Origin of the sequence: Flavobacterium nitrogenifigens (assembly GCF_003254565.1) — a bacterium.
Lineage (GTDB): Bacteria > Bacteroidota > Bacteroidia > Flavobacteriales > Flavobacteriaceae > Flavobacterium > Flavobacterium nitrogenifigens.
The window spans coordinates 1-18,335 of the sequence record NZ_QJRI01000157.1; the positions used below are offsets into that span (position 1 = coordinate 1).

Here is an 18,335-nt window from a genome sequence, read left to right on the forward strand (position 1 = left end):
TTCTATTCTGCGGTATAACGCGGCGCGCGACAACCCGAGTTCTTCGGCAGTTTTACTAATGTTTCCGTTATGCTTGAAAAGTGCTTTTTCGATTGCACCTTTCTCCATTTCCGATAACGGGTTTTCATCATTTTCTTGAATTTCTTCAAAGTCCAAAATATCCAGATCCATTACAGAAATGGTGTTGTTTTCAGCCAAAATCAAAGCACGTTCGATCTTGTTTTCCATTTCTCGAACATTCCCTTTCCAAGGATATTTTTCAAGATAAGACCCCGCATTATCTTCAAAACGCCAATTTTCCTGATTGTATTTTTCGGCAATCTGTTCTAGAATAAAGTTGGCCATTGGTACAATATCGTCTTTTCTTTCGCGTAAAGAGGGAAGATTTATTTCCATGGTATTAATTCGGTACAGCAAATCTTCACGGAAAGTCTTATTTTTCACTTCGGTTTTAATATCGCTGTTGGTTGCAGCAATAACACGAACATTCAGCGGTCTTGGTTTGCTTTCCCCCAAACGAGTTACGGTTTTGGTTTGTAAAACATGAAGCAGTTTCGCTTGAAGATGAAGTGGAATATTTCCGATTTCGTCCAAGAAAATCGTTCCGTTTGACGCATTTTCGAAACGGCCAGGAGTATCTATTTTAGCATCAGTAAAAGCACCTTTGGCGTAGCCAAAAAGTTCGCTTTCAAACAGATTATCACTCAAAGAACCTAAATCGACATGTACAAAAGGCTCATTTTTTCTTTCCGAATGCTGATGAATAAATTCAGCAAAAACATACTTTCCTGTTCCGTTTTCACCCAAAATCAAAACATTAGCATCTGTTCTAGCTACTTTTTCAGCCATAGAATATGCTTGTTTTATTTTGGCTGAAGTTCCGACAAAATATTTCTTTTCAGTTTTTTCTACCTTTTCAGCTGTTTTTTTACTGTTTTTTCTGCTTTCTGCAACTGCCTTATCAATAACTTCGATCAGTTTTTCGTTATTCCATGGCTTTAAAACATAATCGAAAGCTCCAATTTTAATACCTTCTACAGCAGTTTCAATTTTACCAAAAGCGGTCATTAAAATAACGACTGTCCGCGGAGAAAGCGTTTTAATTTCTTTCAGCCAATGAATTCCCTCGCGCCCATCTTCAAAACCAATTCGATAATTCATATCCAATAAAACCACATTTATTTCATTTTCGCTTAAAATTGAAATGATTTTTTTAGGACTATTAGTTGTAAAAATGGTTTCAAAATGCTTTTTAAGAATCATTTTTGCAGAAAAAAGAATTTCTTCCTGATCGTCGACAACTAATATTTGGGCTAGTTTTTTTCTCATTTGGTCTTTTTTCTGTCCGCTTCCGAACGGTCAACTGTTCATTATCGGACACTGCTTTTTTGAAGTATTTTCTGAAGCCTCTTTAAAATCAACGCTTTACAAATAATAAATTTTATGGCACAGTATTTACCTATTGATTATCAGTAAAATAAATTATAAAATGGACACGGTAATTCCTCGTAAAAATAAAAAATTTAGATATCTCGCAATAGCAATTGCTGTTTTTTTAGTTTTGCTTACCATCTCAGTTTTTGCTTTTAACACCAAAAGAACTTTAAATGTAAAAGCAGACGAATTGGTAATTCAAAAAGCAGAAAAAGCCTTTTTTGAAGATTTCGTTGTTTTTCAGGCAAAAGTAGAACCTTTGAATGTAATGCTGGTAAACGTTACCGAAGGCGGTTCTGTAAAAGAGATTTTTGTAGAAAATGGTGCAATGGTTACCAAAGGACAATCGCTGGCTCGTTTATACAATCCGAATACTGAATTGAATTACCTGACTCAAGAGACAGCTATTATTGAGCAAATCAACAATTTAAATACTGGAAAATTAAACATTAGGAATCAAGAATTAAACTTAAACAAAGATTTAGTTTTAATTGAACACGATTACAACGATGCAAAAAGATTGTACGACATGAATGCAAAGCTGTATGAGAAAGACGTAATTTCTAAAAATGACTGGAATACTTTTAAGGAAAGCCTTCGTTTTCAGGAGGAACGTAAAAGAACAATTCAACAGAGCATTCAAAAAGAGAAACAAAGCAATCAGGTTCAGATTTCTCAGATAAACCGTTCGATCCAGACTATGGAAAAAAGCTTGGATATTCTTAGAAATAACAAAAAGAACTTTCTAATCACAGCACCAGAAACAGGACGATTGACTTCTTTTGAACCTGTTTTAGGAAAAACTTTTCAAGCAGGCGCAAGCATTGGAAAAATTGATTCTAATAAAGGATACAAATTGACTGCCGAAGTTGACGAATTTTATCTGGAAAAACTTAGAGAAGGATTAAAAGGACAAGTAGAATTTAAAGGGAAAAATCTTGAAGTTATTGTTACTAAAGTAATTCCTGAGGTTAAAGGCGGAAGATTTACTGTAGAATTGGCTTTTGCGTCTAAAGAAAACATTGTTTTACAGGACGGACTTAGCTTTGGCGTAAAATTGATTTTATCTGAAAAGAACAAAACTTTAGTTATTCCGAGAGGAGCCTTTAATCAGGAAGCAGCAGGAAAATGGATTTTTGTAGTAAACGGAAATAAAGCAGTAAGAAGAAATATCAAATTAGGGCGCGAAAATCCTTCTTATTATGAGGTTCTAGAAGGCTTAAAAGAAGGCGAATCTGTGGTTACTTCTTCTTATACCGACTATAAAGATATTGAAGAACTTTCTCTAAATAAAGAATAGTTTATTTTGTTTCAAGTTTCAAGTTTACGTTGTAACCAACTTGAAACCTGAAACTTGAAACAACAAAAAACAAATAAAACAATCATCATTTCAATCATCAATCAAAAAACGAATTTAATAACATTTCAAAACCTTAAAAATTATGATCACAATTCAGAATTTAACCAAAGTTTTTAGAACAGAAGAAATAGAAACTGCTGCTTTGAGCGGTATCAACGTAGAAATAAAAAAAGGAGATTTTTTAACCATCATGGGGCCTTCAGGCTGCGGAAAATCGACTTTATTAAATATAATTGGCCTTTTGGACAGTGCAGATGGCGGCAGTTACAAATTACTAGATCAGGAAATGATTGGTCTAAAAGAAAAAGGTAGAGCGCAAGTGCGTAAAGAAAACATTGGTTTTATTTTTCAAAACTTCAACTTAATCGATGAGCTTTCTGTTTACGATAATATCGAATTGCCATTGCTTTATAACAACGTAAAAGCTTCTGAAAGAAAACAGAAAATTGAAGCGATTGCAGAAAAACTAAATATCTCTCATCGTTTGAAACATTTTCCACAACAGCTTTCTGGAGGACAACAGCAGAGAGTTGCCGTTGCAAGAGCTTTGGTAAATGATCCGAAAATTATTTTGGCCGATGAGCCAACAGGAAACTTAGATAGTAAAAACGGCAATGAAGTTATGGAACTTTTAACCGATTTACATGCGAAAGGTGCTACCATTTTGATGGTTACCCACTCTGATTATGATGCTTCTTTTTCGCAAAGAACCATTCATATGAAAGACGGAGTTATATTTTCTGAAAAGTTAAATCAACGAAATGTTGATGTTTTTATGGACGCTAAATAATAAAGTGATGATTAAAATTATTGTTACTGCACTTGTAGTTCTGGTAGAACTGGTGTGCAAAATATTTACTATGATTTAAAAACCGAAAGGTTTACCAAAAACAACCATATCAACTAAAAAAATATACATCAAAATGATTTTTAACTGGTTTAAAATATTCATATATCATTTAAAGCAAAGCAAACTGTTTTCGTTTTTAAATGTTTTAGGACTAAGCATCGGAATTGCGGGCGTAATCTTTGCGATTTTGTATTGGAACAATGAGCATTCTTATGATCAATGGAATCCTGAAAAGGAAAACACTTATATGGTCCTTAATAGACTTAGCAACGGAGATACATGGGGTTCCAATTCTATTCCGTTTGGCGAGACTTGTAAGGCTTCTATTCCTGAAATAGAAAATGTGTGCTTCTTTCATACTTGGTACGATGAAGACATAATCAAATATCAGGATCAAAAACTGATGACAAAAGACATCCTCTCTAGTGATGAAAATTTCTTTGATTTTTTCCCTTTTGAAATTATTAAAGGCGCTAAAAGCAATATTCTAAAAGAAAAAAATAGTGTTGCAATTTCTGAAGAGCAGGCATTATTAATCTTTAAAAATGAAGATCCTATTGGAAAATCTATTTCTTATGGAAATAAAAACTATACCATAAAATCGGTATACCGCATTAGCAAACCATCATCTATAGAACCTTCTTTTGTTTTTAGTGATGTAAAAAGAGAAGGTGACCTTGATGCATGGGGAAATTTTAATTATGGTTTACTAATTAAAACTAAGAAAAATGCAGATGTTTCTACTGTTTTAAAGAAAATGCAAAATGTTTATTTTGTAAATAGAACCGTAAAAGATGCCAAAGAAAGCGGTATGACCGTTGAACAATATGTTAAAGAAAACGGTGAAATAAAAGTCATTTTAGATCAATTGAAAACGTCTCGCCTTTACGGAACCAAAAGTTCTGCCGGACAAAATTATCCTGAAGGCGTCGGAAATCTAAAATTGCTTTATATCATGGCGGGCTTGTCTGTTTTGATTTTAGTTTTATCATTGGTAAACTACATCAATTTAGCAACAGCATCGGCTATAAAACGTGCAAAAGAAGTTGGCGTACGCAAAATTGTAGGCGCGTCAAAAAACCAGATTATTATTCAGTTTATTTTTGAAACTGCCATAATTGTAACTCTAGCTATTTTGTTTGCTTTGGCAATTGTAGAACTTTCATTACCATATTACAACACCTTTTTGAACAAAACACTGACTATGAATGGCAGTGAATTCTACCTGCAACTCATTTTCATTTTTGGATTAGTTATTGTTCTTGCGGGTATTTTTCCTGCGATTTATATCTCAAACTTTGAAACATTAAAGGTCTTAAAAGGTAATTTCTCTCGCAGCAAAAGCGGTATTTGGATTCGGAATTCGATGCTTATTTTTCAATTCGGAATTGCGGCATTCTTTATCATTGGAGCGCTGATTGTCAATTCTCAAGTAAAATACATGATGGAGAAAGATTTAGGCTTTAGTGGCGATCAGGTCATTTCTATTCCTTTTAACACCGTAGACAGACTCAAAAGAACTGATGACTACCTAGTCTCAAAACAAGAAATTAAAAAAATACCAGGAGTTGTTGATGTTACTACATTTGCTGGAGCTTTTGGAGGCAATTCGGGTTCAAGCTCAGGATTTAAACACAATGGGATTTTTGTACAGCCAAAAAACATTGAAATGGATTTTGGTTTCCTAGACATGATGAAAATTAAAATCGTTAAAGGTCGCGATTTATCTCCTCAATACGCTTCAGATACTATAAGCGGTATGCTTATGAACGAAACATTGGTTAAAATGTTAAACCTGAAAGATCCAATTAATACGGTTATTACATCAGGATGGAGCATCAACAATGGAGACAATTTAAAGTTTAAAATTGTTGGAGTTGTGAAAGATTTTAATTTGATGGGATTGCAAAATAAAGTTCCACCAATGGTTTTTATAAATCTTAAAACTTTAAAATGGAATAACTTTGGTAGTGTACTTGTAAAGGTTTCTCCAAATAATTTAACAGAAACGCTAGATAAATTGAAATTATATTGGGAGAAAAATGTAAACCCAGACTATCCTTTTGACTATGAATTTGTTAACAAAGGATTTGCAAAAACTTATGAAGAGCAAGTCAAACAAAAAAACCTCTTTTTCATTCTAAATTTAGTCGTAATCATAATTGCTGTATTCGGATTATTCGCTTTGGCATCATTTTCGATGGAGAGAAGACTGAAAGAAATCGCCATTAGAAAAACATTAGGAGCCGAAACAGATATACTCTTAAAAGAATTGTCGAAACAATATATTGTTTTCTGTTTAATAGGATTTGCAATCGGGATTGTTCCCGCTTATATATTATTACAGAAATGGCTTGAAGATTTCGCTTTTAGAATTGGAATATCATCTGTTCCTTTTGTAATTGCCTTGATTTCTCTTTTGATTTTAACTTTAGTAATTGTTTTAACAAAAGCGTTCCAGGTAACCAAAATAGATGTTTTAAAATATTTAAAATACGAATAAGCTTGTAGACCATTTTTTTTAAAGAAGCCCGACAGATTTCAGTAAAATCCGTCGGGCTTTTATTTTTTAATCTTTCATCGTTACAGCATCGTTATAAATCAGCTTGTCTAGACTTTGATCACGATCGTATACATCTGGGAAAAAATTGACTTCCCCATTGTCCTGAACCCAGCAGGTAAAATAACCTATATAAACTGGAATTTTGCGTTTAAGCATGCAAGTGGTTTCTTTTCCGCCATTCATAGCACTTTCTATTTTATCCGCTGGCCAGTCTGGATCATCTTTTAAAATATGCAATGCTAGCTGTTTGGCTTCTTTCACATTTATACAGCCGTGGCTAAAAGTACGTTTTTCAAATTCGAATAAACTTTTTGCAGGTGTGTCGTGCATGTAAATATCGTTTGGATTCGGGAACATAAATTTCACTAATCCTAGAGAATTTTTAGGCCCTGGTTTTTGCCTTACTTTACCTCCGTTCCATTCCATATTATGTTCTTCTAAATAGTTTTTATCATTCGCAATCTGGAGTTTTAATTCATTTTGAATAATACTAGTAGGCACATACCAATACGGACTAAAAACAATTCGATCCATATTACCACTGAAAATTACAGTCTCGCTAAGTCTGTTACCAACAAAAATATCCGAAACCAAATCATACTTCCCGTCCTTAACATAAAACAGTCTGAATGACGGAATATTAACCATAACATATTCATCAGCCTTTGACAGTTTGGTCGGAATCCATCTGCATCTTTCCATGTTCAGCATAATGGTTCTGATTCTCTTGCCAATTGGTTCATTCATCTGATTGATAATATCTCTGGTTAGGGCATAATTTATTTTCAAATTATATCTTTTTTTATAGTTTAAAACTCCTGCCATCAATTCTTCATCATAAATATCACTTCCAGAATCTTTTTTTAAATCTCCTACTGCAAATAAACGCTGTCTAATCTGTTTTATCGCAATAGCTGTATCGTCTGGTCTTAAATCTTTGAAAGTAGCACTGTCAATTGTAATCTTCTGCCAAAGATTATCGGTTTCGATTTTACGGTATTTTTTCAGCGCATCTTTCAATCTGTAGTATTGGCTAAATAAAAGATTATCATCTTTGTCCAATCGATCAGAATCTACCATTAATGAATCTAGAATATGGGTGTATGAAATAGATTTTGCAGGCAGATACCATCCTATTTTTTTCAATGTCGCGGGATCAACTCCAGAGTAGACATTGCTAGCATAGAATACATACATGCTTGTAAGCAGTAATTCGGTATCAAGCTGTGATGGTTTGTTTGAAGAGCTTTCGTTAAAAGCCTCATCAATTTGTTCTTTATAGGGCATTTTTTCTTCAATTCCCTGATCTTTCAGAACATTTACTTTCTGATATAATAATGAGCCAAATTCAGTTATACTTTTATCGTCGTACCAAATAGATTTGTACTGCTTGGCCTTATAAATATCCTCAACATCTTTCTGATATTTTTTTAGTTTTGGATATTTTTTAAAAAAGGCATTAATTGAAGTCGCGTCAAGAGTAATGACAGCAACAGACTTTCGATTTGTCAAATCAGCTTTGCTTTTAGCATTGTTTGAAAATGAATTGAATGAAAATGCAAAAAAACCGACTGTAACAATAATTAAAGAAAAAGTAAAATTTCGCATATTTTTAAAGTTTTAAATTGGTAGAAACAACTTTAAAAAAAATACCGAAAACCCAATAAATTACTCAAAAAACCTTAGTTTTCACATATTTTTTTTTACGTCTGGTAATCATCGATTTGGGTAATCAAATATAGCGAAGTTTTGTGAGAATTTTATTTAATTGAAAGAAAACTTACGTAAAAAATATTCATTTACATCTAAAAAACTTTTCTCCCAACATTTAAATGGTTCATGATTCTTGATCATGATTTTCAATAAAAAATACTTTTGAATAATTTTGAATAATCTCAATATCAATAATTACAATTCAAAAACGCTTAATTTCCGAACTTAATCTGTTATCTTTGCACCCTAAAATCAGTTTAAATAAATATAATCTTATGAGACTGGTTGGAGAATAAAAAAATAGCCCATTACAATGAAACTAGATAGAAAAGAAATTCTAAAAGCCTTAGAGACCATCACTATTGCTGGAGAAGGAAAAAATATGGTTGAAAGCGGTGCTGTAACCAATGTTATTACATTTGGAGATGAAGCTGTTGTAGACCTTGTATTGCATACACCTGCTATGCACATCAAAAAAAGAGCTGAAGATGATATTAAAAAAACAATTCATGATTTAATATCTCCTGATGCAAAAGTAAAAGTAAATATTAAAGTAGAAGCTCCAGAAAAACCGGAAATTAAAGGCCGTGCTATTCCTGGAATCAAAAATATTATTGCAGTTGCTTCTGGTAAAGGAGGAGTAGGAAAATCTACTGTAACCGCAAACTTAGCCGTTACACTTGCCAAAATGGGCTTTAAAGTTGGTGTTTTGGATGCTGATATCTACGGACCTTCTATGCCAATCATGTTTGACGTTGAGAACGCAAAACCGGTTTCTGTAACTGTTGACGGTAAATCAAAAATGAAACCAATTGAAAGCTACGAAATCAAAATGCTTTCAATCGGATTTTTTACAGCTCCAAGTCAAGCTGTAATCTGGAGAGGGCCTATGGCAGCAAAAGCATTAAACCAAATGATTTTTGATGCAGATTGGGGAGAATTAGATTTCATGCTTCTTGATTTGCCTCCTGGAACTGGAGATATCCACCTTTCTATCATGCAGTCACTTCCTATTACTGGAGCTGTTGTAGTAAGTACTCCGCAAGCAGTAGCTCTTGCAGATGCTAAAAAAGGAGTAGCAATGTTTATGCAAGACAACATCAATGTTCCTGTTTTAGGAATTATTGAAAACATGGCATACTTTACACCAGAAGAATTGCCAGAAAACAAATACTATATCTTTGGACAAGAAGGTGCTAAAAACCTTGCTGAAGATTTAGGCGTACCATTTTTAGGAGAAGTCCCTATTGTACAATCTATTAGAGAAGCAGGAGATTATGGTCGTCCAGCAGCATTGCAAACAGCGTCTCCAATAGAAAAAGTGTTCGAAGAAATTACTAGAAATGTTGTACAAGAAACGGTAAACAGAAACGAAAGCTTACCTGCAACAGAAGCCATCAAGATTACAACAATGGCTGGTTGCTCGGCAGTAAAAAAATAATTAGATAATTGAGATAATGAAACTAATAAGATAATTTGAAAATTAGATAATGAGATAATTTCACGCAACAAAGTGAATTTTATAATTATCTAAATTGGCACATTTTCTAATTAAAAACATTTTCTAATTGACACATTAATAATTAGATAATTCAGATAATGAGATAAATTAGATAATTTTAAAGGATTCTCTAATTGACACATTTTCTAATTGACACATTAATATTATGACAACAGAAGAAATAACAAGCAATGTTCTATTGGCCTTAGATGAGATAAGACCATTCTTAAAATCTGACGGTGGAGATATTTCGTTAATCTCCATTGAAGATGACAAACATGTAAAAGTTCGTTTGGAAGGAGCTTGCATTAGTTGCAGTGTTAATCAAATGACACTGAAAGCAGGTGTTGAAACCACTATAAAAAAATATGCACCACAAATAGAAACTGTGGTAAATGTGATGTAACAAATCGTTGTTTTTCCTCAAAATTAAACCGTCATAGTTTAACAAGAATAATAAGTGTTTTATTATTTAATTGAAAAAACAATAAAATAACACTGAAAAAAAGACGTTTTTTACCACATTCATAAAAAACAATGCAAAGTTTTAAGAGTTTCTGTTAAGGAATTGTTACATTTTTAACTTAAATTTGTCAACATAACCCTTAAATCTTAAACTTATGAGAAACTTTTACGCTCTTTTTTTATTATTTTTTTTAAGCGCTGTAAATGCACAACAGGGCCAAACACTTTTTGCTGAAAAAGCTTGGGTAAATGAATCTGAAGAATGGTCAGATTTTCAATATTCAGGACAAATCATTTTTTCTACAAATGGGAAAACCGAAGAAGGCGCTTTAAGAATTGGAAATTATGATTTCTTATATGACCTTTGTGACGGAAAAGCAAAGTTTTCAAATAGGGCGACATATAGTTCTGCTGATTTTTCGCATCCTCGAAAAATTAGTGCACAAACAGACAAGCAAGGGGTTTTAAACTCTACTTATGAAGGGACTTTAATTTTCCAGGCTGACAAAGATTATTATTCTGTTATCTCTCTAGTAACGATACTAGAAAAAGGAGGTAATATTATTGGCGTAAAAATGCGCCTTAAAGACGGTAATCGAAAAGAATATGCTTTTAGCTTAAAAGAGAAAAGTTAAAATTAATAAAAGAGCTTGGACACGTTTTCAAGTTCCACAGTAAAATTCCAATAATTAAAATGGATGTATTAATAAAAATTAAAGATCGCGAAGGAGTTATACATGAGTTGCAAGCTCCAACCGATATGGCAATGAATATAATGGAGTTATGCAAAGCATACGAACTTCCTGTTGAAGGAACCTGTGGAGGAATGGCCATGTGTGCTTCTTGCCAGTGTTATGTTCTAAATGACGTTGCATTGCCAGAAATGGGTGACGATGAGGAAGCCATGCTTTCGGAAGCATTTTATGTTAAGTCTAATAGCCGTTTAGGCTGTCAGATTCCAATTACTGAAGATTTAGAAGGATTGGAATTAGAATTGGCACCTGAATACTAGAAAATAAATTCCAAAAATTTAAAATTCCAAATTCCAAAATGCATTTTGTGCACTTGGAATTTGGATTTTTTTTTAATTAGAATTTAAAAAAACGCTTGGATCAAAAGGTTCAAATTCTCTTTCAGAAAAAGCTTCTGTCAAAATTCCTGCAGAACACAACCAGGTAATTGTTTCTTCCAACGTATTTCCAGCTTTATAAATCATTTCGCTATATCTTGGCAGAATATAATATTGATTGTTTAAGAGAATAATTTCATCACCATCAAAAGTATCTCCAACTCGGATAGAGTTTAGCACTTCTTCTTTCGTTAAAACCTCTTTTCCTTCATCCCAAAACCAATACTCAGTAATACGGTTTTTCCATTCTTCCAAAGTTAAAACAATAGTTTCAGGAAGATAAACTCTTACATAAGTTCCTCCGAGAATCCCGCTTCCGTATGTTTGAACATATTCTTTATAATCTTCATCAAAGGTTATATTTAATGTTTTTTCGCAAGCCAAGATATCTTCTTCATCAGCGGTAAAAAGATCTGTTTTATTGGTGTTGTAATTAGGAATTATTTTATACTTATCGAAATTCATAAGGTTTAAATTTTAACTGCTAAGTTACTATTTATTGAAAATATTTCTCACAAAAAAACCGTAATTACATTACTGCAATTACGGTTTTCCCTTTATAACAATTTTATTTAATCTCTCAATTACACCAAACCAGCTTTAATTAAATATTCAGCGATTTGAATTGTGTTTGTTGCAGCTCCTTTTCTTAAGTTATCGGCAACGATCCACATGTTCAATGTATTTGGCTGGCTTTCGTCACGACGGATTCTTCCAACAAAAACATCATTTTTACCTTCTGCATATAACGGCATTGGGTATGTAAAAGTATCTAAATTATCTTGTACCGTTACGCCATCTGTATGATGTAAAATTTCACGAACTTCATTTACATCAAAATCATTAGTAAACTCAACGTTTACCGCTTCGCTGTGTCCACCTACAACTGGAACACGAACTGCAGTAGCAGTAACTCTGATAGTGTTATCACCTAAGATTTTTTGAGTTTCGCGAACTAATTTCATTTCTTCTTTAGTGTATCCGTTTTCTTCAAAACTATCGCAATGTGGAATTGCGTTTCTGTGAATTGGATATTTGTAAGCCATCTCACCTTGAACTCCAGCGTACTCGTTTTCTAATTGTTTAACTGCTTTTACACCAGTTCCTGTGATAGATTGGTAAGTAGAAACAATGATTCTTTTAATGTTATATTTTTTGTGCAAAGGAGCCAAAGTCATTACCATTTGAATAGTAGAACAGTTTGGGTTTGCAATAATTTTATCTTCTTTAGTTAAAACGTTAGCATTGATTTCTGGAACTACCAATTTTTTAGTTGGATCCATTCTCCATGCAGAAGAGTTGTCGATAACAGTTGTTCCAGCAGCAGCAAATTTTGGAGCCCATTCTAATGAAGTATCTCCTCCAGCAGAGAAAACAGCAATATCAGCTTTCATATCAACAGCTGTCTGTAATCCTACTACTTTATATTTAGTTCCTTTGTATTCAATTTCTTTTCCAACTGATCTTTCTGATGCAACAGGAATTAATTCTGTAACAGGAAAATTTCTTTCTGCTAATACTTTAAGCATCACTTCGCCTACCATTCCAGTAGCGCCTACAACTGCAATTCTCATTTTTATATTTTTAAATAATCAATTAATCTAATTTAGTAAGGCAAAAGTAAGTATAATAAAAGTTATGGCAAGGCGATTCACAAAAAATAACAAAATGTTATAAAATAAACATTTTGTAAAAAAAACCGCCTCTTAGAAGGCGGTTAAATTAGACTTAGTGTAGCGGTATTATATTTTTATTTATTTTTCAATAAATCTCTAATCTGTGTCAATAATTCTTCTTGAGTTGGTCCAGCTGGAGGCGGTGGGGCAACATCTTTCTTTTTTGCATGGTTCATTCCTTTAATTATCAGGAATAAAACAAAAGCCACAATTATAAAGTTAATTACTGCCGATATAAATACTCCGTACTTTACACCTCCAAAAGCAGTTAATTGTTCAATAGTCGATAAATGTGCAGCATCTAAAGCTGGTTTCAACAGCAATGGCGTGATTACATCTTCAATAAATGAGCTGACAATTTTACCAAAAGCAGCTCCAATGATCACCCCGACAGCCAGGTCAACCACGTTGCCTTTCATTGCAAATTCCTTAAATTCTGAAAAAAATCCCATACTTGATCTGTTTAGTTGAATAATAAATGAATATCGAAAATACGCAATTTTATTGGAAATTCTTAATATTATCTAAAAAATACCCTCTTAACACGTTGCGAAATACTCGTCATTATCTCATACGGAATTGTTTTTAAGGCTACTGCCATCTCTATTACAGTAGGGCTTTCACCGAAAATAATTACCGAATCTCCTTCTTTACATTCTATATCGCTTACATTAACCATCAGCATATCCATGCAGACACTTCCCACGATTTTGGCTTTCTGATTTTTGATTGTTACATATCCTACTTCATTTCCCCATAATCTCGAAATTCCATCTGCATAACCAATCGGGATGGTTGCAATTTTGGTTGCTGCATCTGCCATAAAACGGCGTCCGTAACCTACGCTGTCACCACCTGGAATAGTTCTAATTTGAGAAATAATAGATTTTAAGGTTCCAACATTTTCCAGATATTTCTGTTCTGCTGGATCGTTTGAAACGCCATACAATCCAATTCCTAAACGTACCATGCTGTATTGTGCATCAGGAAAATTACTAATTCCTGAAGTATTCAAAGTATGTCGGATTGGGTTAATGTTTAATTCTGTCATTAGTCTTGAAGAAAGTTTTTCGAACAAGGCAATCTGTTGTCTCACAAAATCAAAATGTTTCGGGTCATCGCTTGTTGCCAAATGCGATAGAATACTTTGCACACGAACAGTTGAATTTCCTTTTAAAGTCGCAATTAATTCGTCGATTGTATTGTTTTCAAAACCTAAACGATGCATTCCTGTATCCATTTTGATATGAATTGGATAATCTTTTAAGTTCTTTTCGCGGGCAATTTTCAAAAAGGCATTTAATCCTTTCAAACTATAAATTTCAGGTTCTAGCTGATATTGAATCATAGATGGAAAACTCGTCGATTCTGGATTTAGAACCATAATCGGGACTTTTATTCCACCATTTTTCAACGATATTCCTTCATCGGCGAAAGCCACACCCAAATAATCTACTTTATGATGTTCTAAAAGTTTAGCAATTTCTAAACCTCCATTTCCGTAGCCAAATGCTTTTACCATAACCATCATTTTGACACCTGGTGCCAACTTTGATTTATAGTAATTAAAATTATGGCTGATAGCATCTAGATTAATCTCGAGAATGGTCTCATGCGTTTTTTCTTCCAGTAACGAAACAATTTCTTCAAACTCAAAAGATCTTGCTCCTTTTATCAAAATCGTTTCATTGTGAAAATTAAAATTATCAATTGCTGCAATAAAATTGGCTGTATTTTCAAACATGGTGCTGTTTAGAAACTTAGCCGCAAAAGAAGAAATAGTTGGTCCAATACCAATTATGCGGTTAATTTTATTGTCTGAAATTAACTGGGCAACTTTAGAATACAATTCTTCATTGGTAAACCCGCTTTGAAAAATATCTGATAAAATAACGGTTTTTGATGCGCCTTTTTTCTTCTGGCTTTCTAAGAAATCCAAAGCAATTTTTAGCGATTGAAAATCAGAACTGTAGCTGTCATCAATAATACTACAATTGTTGATTCCGTTTTTCACTTCCAAACGCATTCGAACAGGATACAGCATCTGAATTCTATTCTGAATGGTTTCCTGATCATAATTAAAATGCAGTAAAACCAATAAACAAGAAATCGCATTTTCTATAGAAGCCGAGTCGTTAAACGGAATTTCTAAATTGAAAATTTCATTTTTATAATGATATTCAATAAAAGTATGGTCATTTTTATATTCTCTTTTTTCAATAAAAACATCTGCTTTTTTATCTGTAAAACTCCACGAAAAAAGCTTTCGAGGATGAATCATATATTCTGCCGCAAACTGGGTTAGGCATGATTCTACAACTTCTGTTTTCTGATAGATAATGATCGGACAATCTTTGAACAAAAGTAATTTTTCATCAATCTTTTGTACCAAATTTAAAAACCCTTCATCGTGCGCACTTCCAATATTTGTTAGCACCCCTATTGTAGGTTTAATGATTTTCTCCAACTTAATCATTTCGTTAACTGTCGAAATTCCAGCTTCGAAAATGCCTAAATTATGCTTTTCATTAATACCAATTACAGAAAGCGGAACTCCAACTTGAGAGTTATAGCTTTTTGGACTTCTAATAATATTATAATCAGGACTCAATAAAAAATTAAGCCATTCTTTTACAATCGTTTTACCGTTGCTTCCAGTTAATCCGATCACTGGAAAATGGAAAATATTTCTATAATAAGCCGCAAATTCTTGAAGTGCCTGAAGCGTATTCTCGACAACCAAAAAATTAGCTTTATCTATATATCCATCTGGAATATACTGAACCACAAAATTCTGAACGCCATTTTCTATTAAATCTGGAATAAACAAATGAGCATCGTTATTTACACCGGCCAGAGCAAAAAATAAAGTCTGTGATCCGTTTTGAAGTGAACGGCTGTCAATTGAAATATGATCGATTAAAACATCAGCATTTGTACCAATCCATTTGGCATTAAGTACTGAAACCAGGCTTTTTAAATTTAGGCTCATTTAGGAATTTCTTTTTTTCAAATTTAAAAAAAGGTTTGCCATGAATTTCCCAAATTTTCACTAATTATTCAATTTATTCGAAAATGCAGAAAAATTAGGTTTGCCACGAATTGCACGAATTCACACAAATTAATTTTTAAAAAAAATCTGCTGGACCTGCTAAATCTGCCTGAAAAATTTTATCCACAGATTAAAAGATCATTACTGATTTTAATTCTGAAATCTGTAGAAAAAAATTCTTGTGAATTCGTGCAATTCGTGGCAGAAAACATTAAAAAAAATCTGCTAGATCAGCCAAATCTGCGTGAAAAATTTTAGCCATAGTTTAAAAGATTATCACTGATTATAATCCTTAAAATATGTGAAGAAAAAATAATTCGCGTGAATTCATGCAATTCGTGGCAGAAAACATTAAAAAAAATCTGCTAGATCAGCCAAATCTGCGTGAAAAATTTTAGCCACAGATTAAAAGATTATCACTGATTTTAATTCTGAAATCTGTAGAAAAAAATTCGTGCGAATTCGTGCAATTCGTGGCAGAAAACATTAAAAAAAATCTGCTAGATCAGCCAAATCTGCGTGAAAAATTTTAGCCACAGATTAAAAGATTATCACTGATTTTAATTCTGAAATCTGTAGAAAAAAATTCGTGCGAATTCGTGTAATTCGTGGCAGAAAACATTTATTGATTATATTTGTTTTTACACTGCAAATTTCCATGTTTTGAAAAAAGTACTTCCAATATTCTCCTATATATTACATCCGATTTTTATATCGCCATACGCTACTTTGTTTTACTTATTTTACAAAGATGATGTTTTCAGTACGCAAGAAAAATATTTTGTTTTAATACAGATTTTGGTCATCAATATTATTGTTCCTGTTTTATTTTATTTTCTATTAAAATCAACTGGACACGTAAAATCAATAATGCTTGGTCAGACCTCAGAACGAACAATTCCGCTTATTTTACAATGCTTTCTGTATATTTTATTGGTAAAAAGAAGTATTGTAATTACACGTTATCCTGAACTTCATTTCTTTTTTCTTTCTGCTTTATTTAGCACTATTTTGGCATTAGTGTGCGTGCTTTTCAAAACAAAAGCAAGTCTTCACATGGTCGCAATTTCAGGGTTAACGATTTTTGTGATCGGATTAAATATCCATCTTCAGCTCCATAATCCGTATTGGCCAGCTTTGCTTATTTTACTTTCGGGAATTGTGGCTTCATCTCGCTTAGAAATGAATGCACATACTTCTAGAGAAATATTAATTGGACTGTTTATTGGAATAATGCCACAGCTTTTATTTTTATACCTCTGGTTATAAAATATAAAAAATCAATCCTGCATTTAGGGTTTTCATATTGATTTTTTCTCCATTCAAAGTTGTTGCCGACTTAAATAAAGGGCTTAAACCATAATATATATAGACATTCCAGGTATTGTAACCTGCGGCGAGATATGGTCCGTATTGAAACTTATTGATATCTGCGTTGTTTTTGATTTTATATTTAGTTTCACCATCATCAAGAGTAGATGCACTCGAAAAGATATAACTCAGTTTCACTCCACCATAAATACGCCAGAATTTAGTGCTTTCGTAAGTAGAATTTCGCCATCTGAATTCAATTGGAAGATCTACCGAATATTGTCTGTAACGATTTGACACAAATTGCCCATAATCGTTTACTCCATATATTGTTTTTCCTGATCCGTCTTCAGAAATAGTAAGATTCTGATAATAATTTTGATAACTCAATCCTAACCCTGCTGCAATGGCAACGGTTCTCGATTTATTAATTGGCATATCTCGCAAGAAACCTCCTGAAAGCCCTAGAGAAAACTTATTCTGTTTGAAATCGATTGGTATATCGGTAAACATATTATAGGTAACCGAAAAATAAAACTGATCTTCTCGATACAAAGAATCTATTTTTACAACTGGTTTTACCTCAGACTTAACGTCTTCTTGCGCAAAAGAGTTAAAAAAAGTGAGTAAAAGTAAACAGCTAAAAATAATTCGCATATCGTGGTTTGGTTTTAGAGAAATGATTATAAACAAACGCTTCTCTACGTTCATTTATTTCACATACAAATATAATATAATGCTTTCTGTAGTAAAGATAAGAAGTAAAAATATTCTCATTTTGACTGCGAATAAAATTAATTGCTGCATTTCTTTCAATAAATCAATTCGTTGAAACAAAAATTTAATCAATTTTCTTTTTATCTTTTATACCTTTGCAAAGCATGAAAAGAAAGCAGCTCATATTAAGTTTATCTTTTGCTGTCACAATATTGTTCTCGATATTGTTTCAGTCGATACACAGTTATGAGCATATTGTAAAACAGCTTTCAGAAAAACAGTGCCATCACAATTATAATGATCCAAGTGGCGAAATAACGCATCAGCATCATGATTATGATGTTTGTTTTGTTTGTCATTTTGCTTTTGAGTCTTTTATTCTTCCGCAAAATTTCTCTTTTGAATTTCATTCATTTGATAGAGAAACACCTTATTTCCTTCCGTTTTCAGAGAAGATTTTTTCTGTTTCAAACACTTCGTACTTCTTACGAGGTCCCCCTGTGGCTATAGTTTCTTAAGTTTCGATTATTCGAAAAAACATCACATTTCTTTCAGTTTAAATTC

Annotated in this window: 16 protein-coding genes; 9 read left to right on the plus strand and 7 right to left on the minus strand. The window is 32.8% G+C overall.

All coding sequences use genetic code 11. From position 1 onward, the window contains the following. Positions 1-1,329, minus strand: a 1,329-nt coding sequence (locus DM397_RS02420) for a sigma-54-dependent transcriptional regulator (RefSeq protein ID WP_111376031.1), incomplete at its 3' end; no start/stop codon positions are given. 160 nt (positions 1,330-1,489) lie between these two features. On the opposite strand from DM397_RS02420, the gene DM397_RS02425 reads away from it, so the two are divergent. The 3 genes from DM397_RS02425 (at position 1,490) to DM397_RS02435 (ending at position 6,147) form a co-directional block, all read left to right on the plus strand. After that, entirely contained in the window at positions 1,490-2,734 is a 1,245-nt protein-coding gene (locus DM397_RS02425; protein ID WP_111376032.1) for an efflux RND transporter periplasmic adaptor subunit, read from the plus strand. Between the two features lie 142 nt (positions 2,735-2,876). Then, positions 2,877-3,584 carry an ABC transporter ATP-binding protein gene (locus DM397_RS02430; RefSeq protein ID WP_111376033.1) on the plus strand — a complete coding sequence of 236 codons (708 nt, stop codon included), beginning with the start codon at positions 2,877-2,879 and terminating at the stop codon, positions 3,582-3,584. Between the two features lie 133 nt (positions 3,585-3,717). Further along, positions 3,718-6,147, plus strand: a complete 2,430-nt coding sequence (locus DM397_RS02435) for an ABC transporter permease (RefSeq protein WP_111376034.1) — start codon at positions 3,718-3,720, stop codon at positions 6,145-6,147. A 66-nt stretch (positions 6,148-6,213) separates the two neighbouring features. On the opposite strand, the gene DM397_RS02440 is transcribed toward DM397_RS02435, so the two are convergent. Continuing rightward, positions 6,214-7,815 carry a L,D-transpeptidase family protein gene (locus DM397_RS02440; RefSeq protein WP_111376035.1) on the minus strand — a complete coding sequence of 534 codons (1,602 nt, stop codon included), beginning with the start codon at positions 7,813-7,815 and terminating at the stop codon, positions 6,214-6,216. A gap of 418 nt (positions 7,816-8,233) precedes the next feature. Between DM397_RS02440 and DM397_RS02445 the strand changes: the two genes are divergently transcribed. The 4 genes from DM397_RS02445 (at position 8,234) to DM397_RS02460 (ending at position 10,898) form a co-directional block, all read left to right on the plus strand. Next, positions 8,234-9,361 (plus strand): Mrp/NBP35 family ATP-binding protein, encoded by a 1,128-nt coding sequence (locus DM397_RS02445; protein WP_111376036.1) that lies wholly within the window; start codon positions 8,234-8,236, stop codon positions 9,359-9,361. Positions 9,362-9,587: 226 nt separating this feature from the next. After that, positions 9,588-9,827, plus strand: coding sequence for a NifU family protein (locus DM397_RS02450; RefSeq protein WP_008466263.1), 240 nt, complete (start codon positions 9,588-9,590; stop codon positions 9,825-9,827). Between the two features lie 214 nt (positions 9,828-10,041). Next, entirely contained in the window at positions 10,042-10,521 is a 480-nt protein-coding gene (locus DM397_RS02455; protein ID WP_111376037.1) for a hypothetical protein, read from the plus strand. Positions 10,522-10,580: 59 nt separating this feature from the next. Continuing rightward, the gene (locus tag DM397_RS02460; protein WP_091490641.1) at positions 10,581-10,898 is read left to right on the plus strand and encodes a 2Fe-2S iron-sulfur cluster-binding family protein; all 318 of its coding nucleotides are present in this window, start codon (positions 10,581-10,583) and stop codon (positions 10,896-10,898) included. Between the two features lie 72 nt (positions 10,899-10,970). On the opposite strand, the gene DM397_RS02465 is transcribed toward DM397_RS02460, so the two are convergent. The 4 genes from DM397_RS02465 to DM397_RS02480 form a co-directional block, all read right to left on the minus strand. Continuing rightward, entirely contained in the window at positions 10,971-11,480 is a 510-nt protein-coding gene (locus DM397_RS02465; RefSeq protein WP_111376038.1) for an SMI1/KNR4 family protein, read from the minus strand. 119 nt (positions 11,481-11,599) lie between these two features. Next, positions 11,600-12,589 carry an aspartate-semialdehyde dehydrogenase gene (locus DM397_RS02470; RefSeq protein ID WP_111376039.1) on the minus strand — a complete coding sequence of 330 codons (990 nt, stop codon included), beginning with the start codon at positions 12,587-12,589 and terminating at the stop codon, positions 11,600-11,602. Positions 12,590-12,765: 176 nt separating this feature from the next. Continuing rightward, positions 12,766-13,143: a large conductance mechanosensitive channel protein MscL gene (gene mscL / locus DM397_RS02475; RefSeq protein WP_111376040.1), complete on the minus strand. Its 378-nt coding sequence runs from the start codon at positions 13,141-13,143 to the stop codon at positions 12,766-12,768. A 68-nt stretch (positions 13,144-13,211) separates the two neighbouring features. Then, positions 13,212-15,683, minus strand: coding sequence for a bifunctional UDP-N-acetylmuramoyl-tripeptide:D-alanyl-D-alanine ligase/alanine racemase (locus tag DM397_RS02480; RefSeq protein WP_111376041.1), 2,472 nt, complete (start codon positions 15,681-15,683; stop codon positions 13,212-13,214). Between the two features lie 723 nt (positions 15,684-16,406). Between DM397_RS02480 and DM397_RS02485 the strand changes: the two genes are divergently transcribed. Then, the gene (locus tag DM397_RS02485) at positions 16,407-17,012 is read left to right on the plus strand and encodes a hypothetical protein (protein ID WP_239457776.1); all 606 of its coding nucleotides are present in this window, start codon (positions 16,407-16,409) and stop codon (positions 17,010-17,012) included. On the opposite strand, the gene DM397_RS02490 is transcribed toward DM397_RS02485, so the two are convergent. Next, positions 17,007-17,711, minus strand: a complete 705-nt coding sequence (locus tag DM397_RS02490) for a porin family protein (protein ID WP_111376066.1) — start codon at positions 17,709-17,711, stop codon at positions 17,007-17,009. The genes DM397_RS02485 and DM397_RS02490 overlap by 6 nt on opposite strands. A 224-nt stretch (positions 17,712-17,935) precedes the next feature. Here DM397_RS02490 and DM397_RS02495 point away from each other — a divergent pair, with 224 nt between their 5' ends. Continuing rightward, a complete protein-coding gene (locus tag DM397_RS02495) occupies positions 17,936-18,289 on the plus strand; it encodes a hypothetical protein (protein ID WP_167511655.1) in 354 nt (117 codons plus the stop codon). The last annotated feature ends 46 nt before the right edge of the window (positions 18,290-18,335 follow it).

What these genes read in the sequence shown, in the direction of transcription:
- DM397_RS02425 (WP_111376032.1), top strand. Translation starts at nt 1,490, where the DNA reads ATGGACACGGTAATTCCTCGTAAAAATAAAAAATTTAGATATCTCGCA.
- DM397_RS02430 (WP_111376033.1), top strand. Translation starts at nt 2,877, where the DNA reads ATGATCACAATTCAGAATTTAACCAAAGTTTTTAGAACAGAAGAAATA.
- DM397_RS02435 (WP_111376034.1), top strand. Translation starts at nt 3,718, where the DNA reads ATGATTTTTAACTGGTTTAAAATATTCATATATCATTTAAAGCAAAGC.
- DM397_RS02440 (WP_111376035.1), bottom strand. Translation starts at nt 7,815, where the DNA reads ATGCGAAATTTTACTTTTTCTTTAATTATTGTTACAGTCGGTTTTTTT.
- DM397_RS02445 (WP_111376036.1), top strand. Translation starts at nt 8,234, where the DNA reads ATGAAACTAGATAGAAAAGAAATTCTAAAAGCCTTAGAGACCATCACT.
- DM397_RS02450 (WP_008466263.1), top strand. Translation starts at nt 9,588, where the DNA reads ATGACAACAGAAGAAATAACAAGCAATGTTCTATTGGCCTTAGATGAG.
- DM397_RS02455 (WP_111376037.1), top strand. Translation starts at nt 10,042, where the DNA reads ATGAGAAACTTTTACGCTCTTTTTTTATTATTTTTTTTAAGCGCTGTA.
- DM397_RS02460 (WP_091490641.1), top strand. Translation starts at nt 10,581, where the DNA reads ATGGATGTATTAATAAAAATTAAAGATCGCGAAGGAGTTATACATGAG.
- DM397_RS02465 (WP_111376038.1), bottom strand. Translation starts at nt 11,480, where the DNA reads ATGAATTTCGATAAGTATAAAATAATTCCTAATTACAACACCAATAAA.
- DM397_RS02470 (WP_111376039.1), bottom strand. Translation starts at nt 12,589, where the DNA reads ATGAGAATTGCAGTTGTAGGCGCTACTGGAATGGTAGGCGAAGTGATG.
- mscL (WP_111376040.1), bottom strand. Translation starts at nt 13,143, where the DNA reads ATGGGATTTTTTTCAGAATTTAAGGAATTTGCAATGAAAGGCAACGTG.
- DM397_RS02480 (WP_111376041.1), bottom strand. Translation starts at nt 15,683, where the DNA reads ATGAGCCTAAATTTAAAAAGCCTGGTTTCAGTACTTAATGCCAAATGG.
- DM397_RS02490 (WP_111376066.1), bottom strand. Translation starts at nt 17,711, where the DNA reads ATGCGAATTATTTTTAGCTGTTTACTTTTACTCACTTTTTTTAACTCT.
- DM397_RS02495 (WP_167511655.1), top strand. Translation starts at nt 17,936, where the DNA reads ATGAAAAGAAAGCAGCTCATATTAAGTTTATCTTTTGCTGTCACAATA.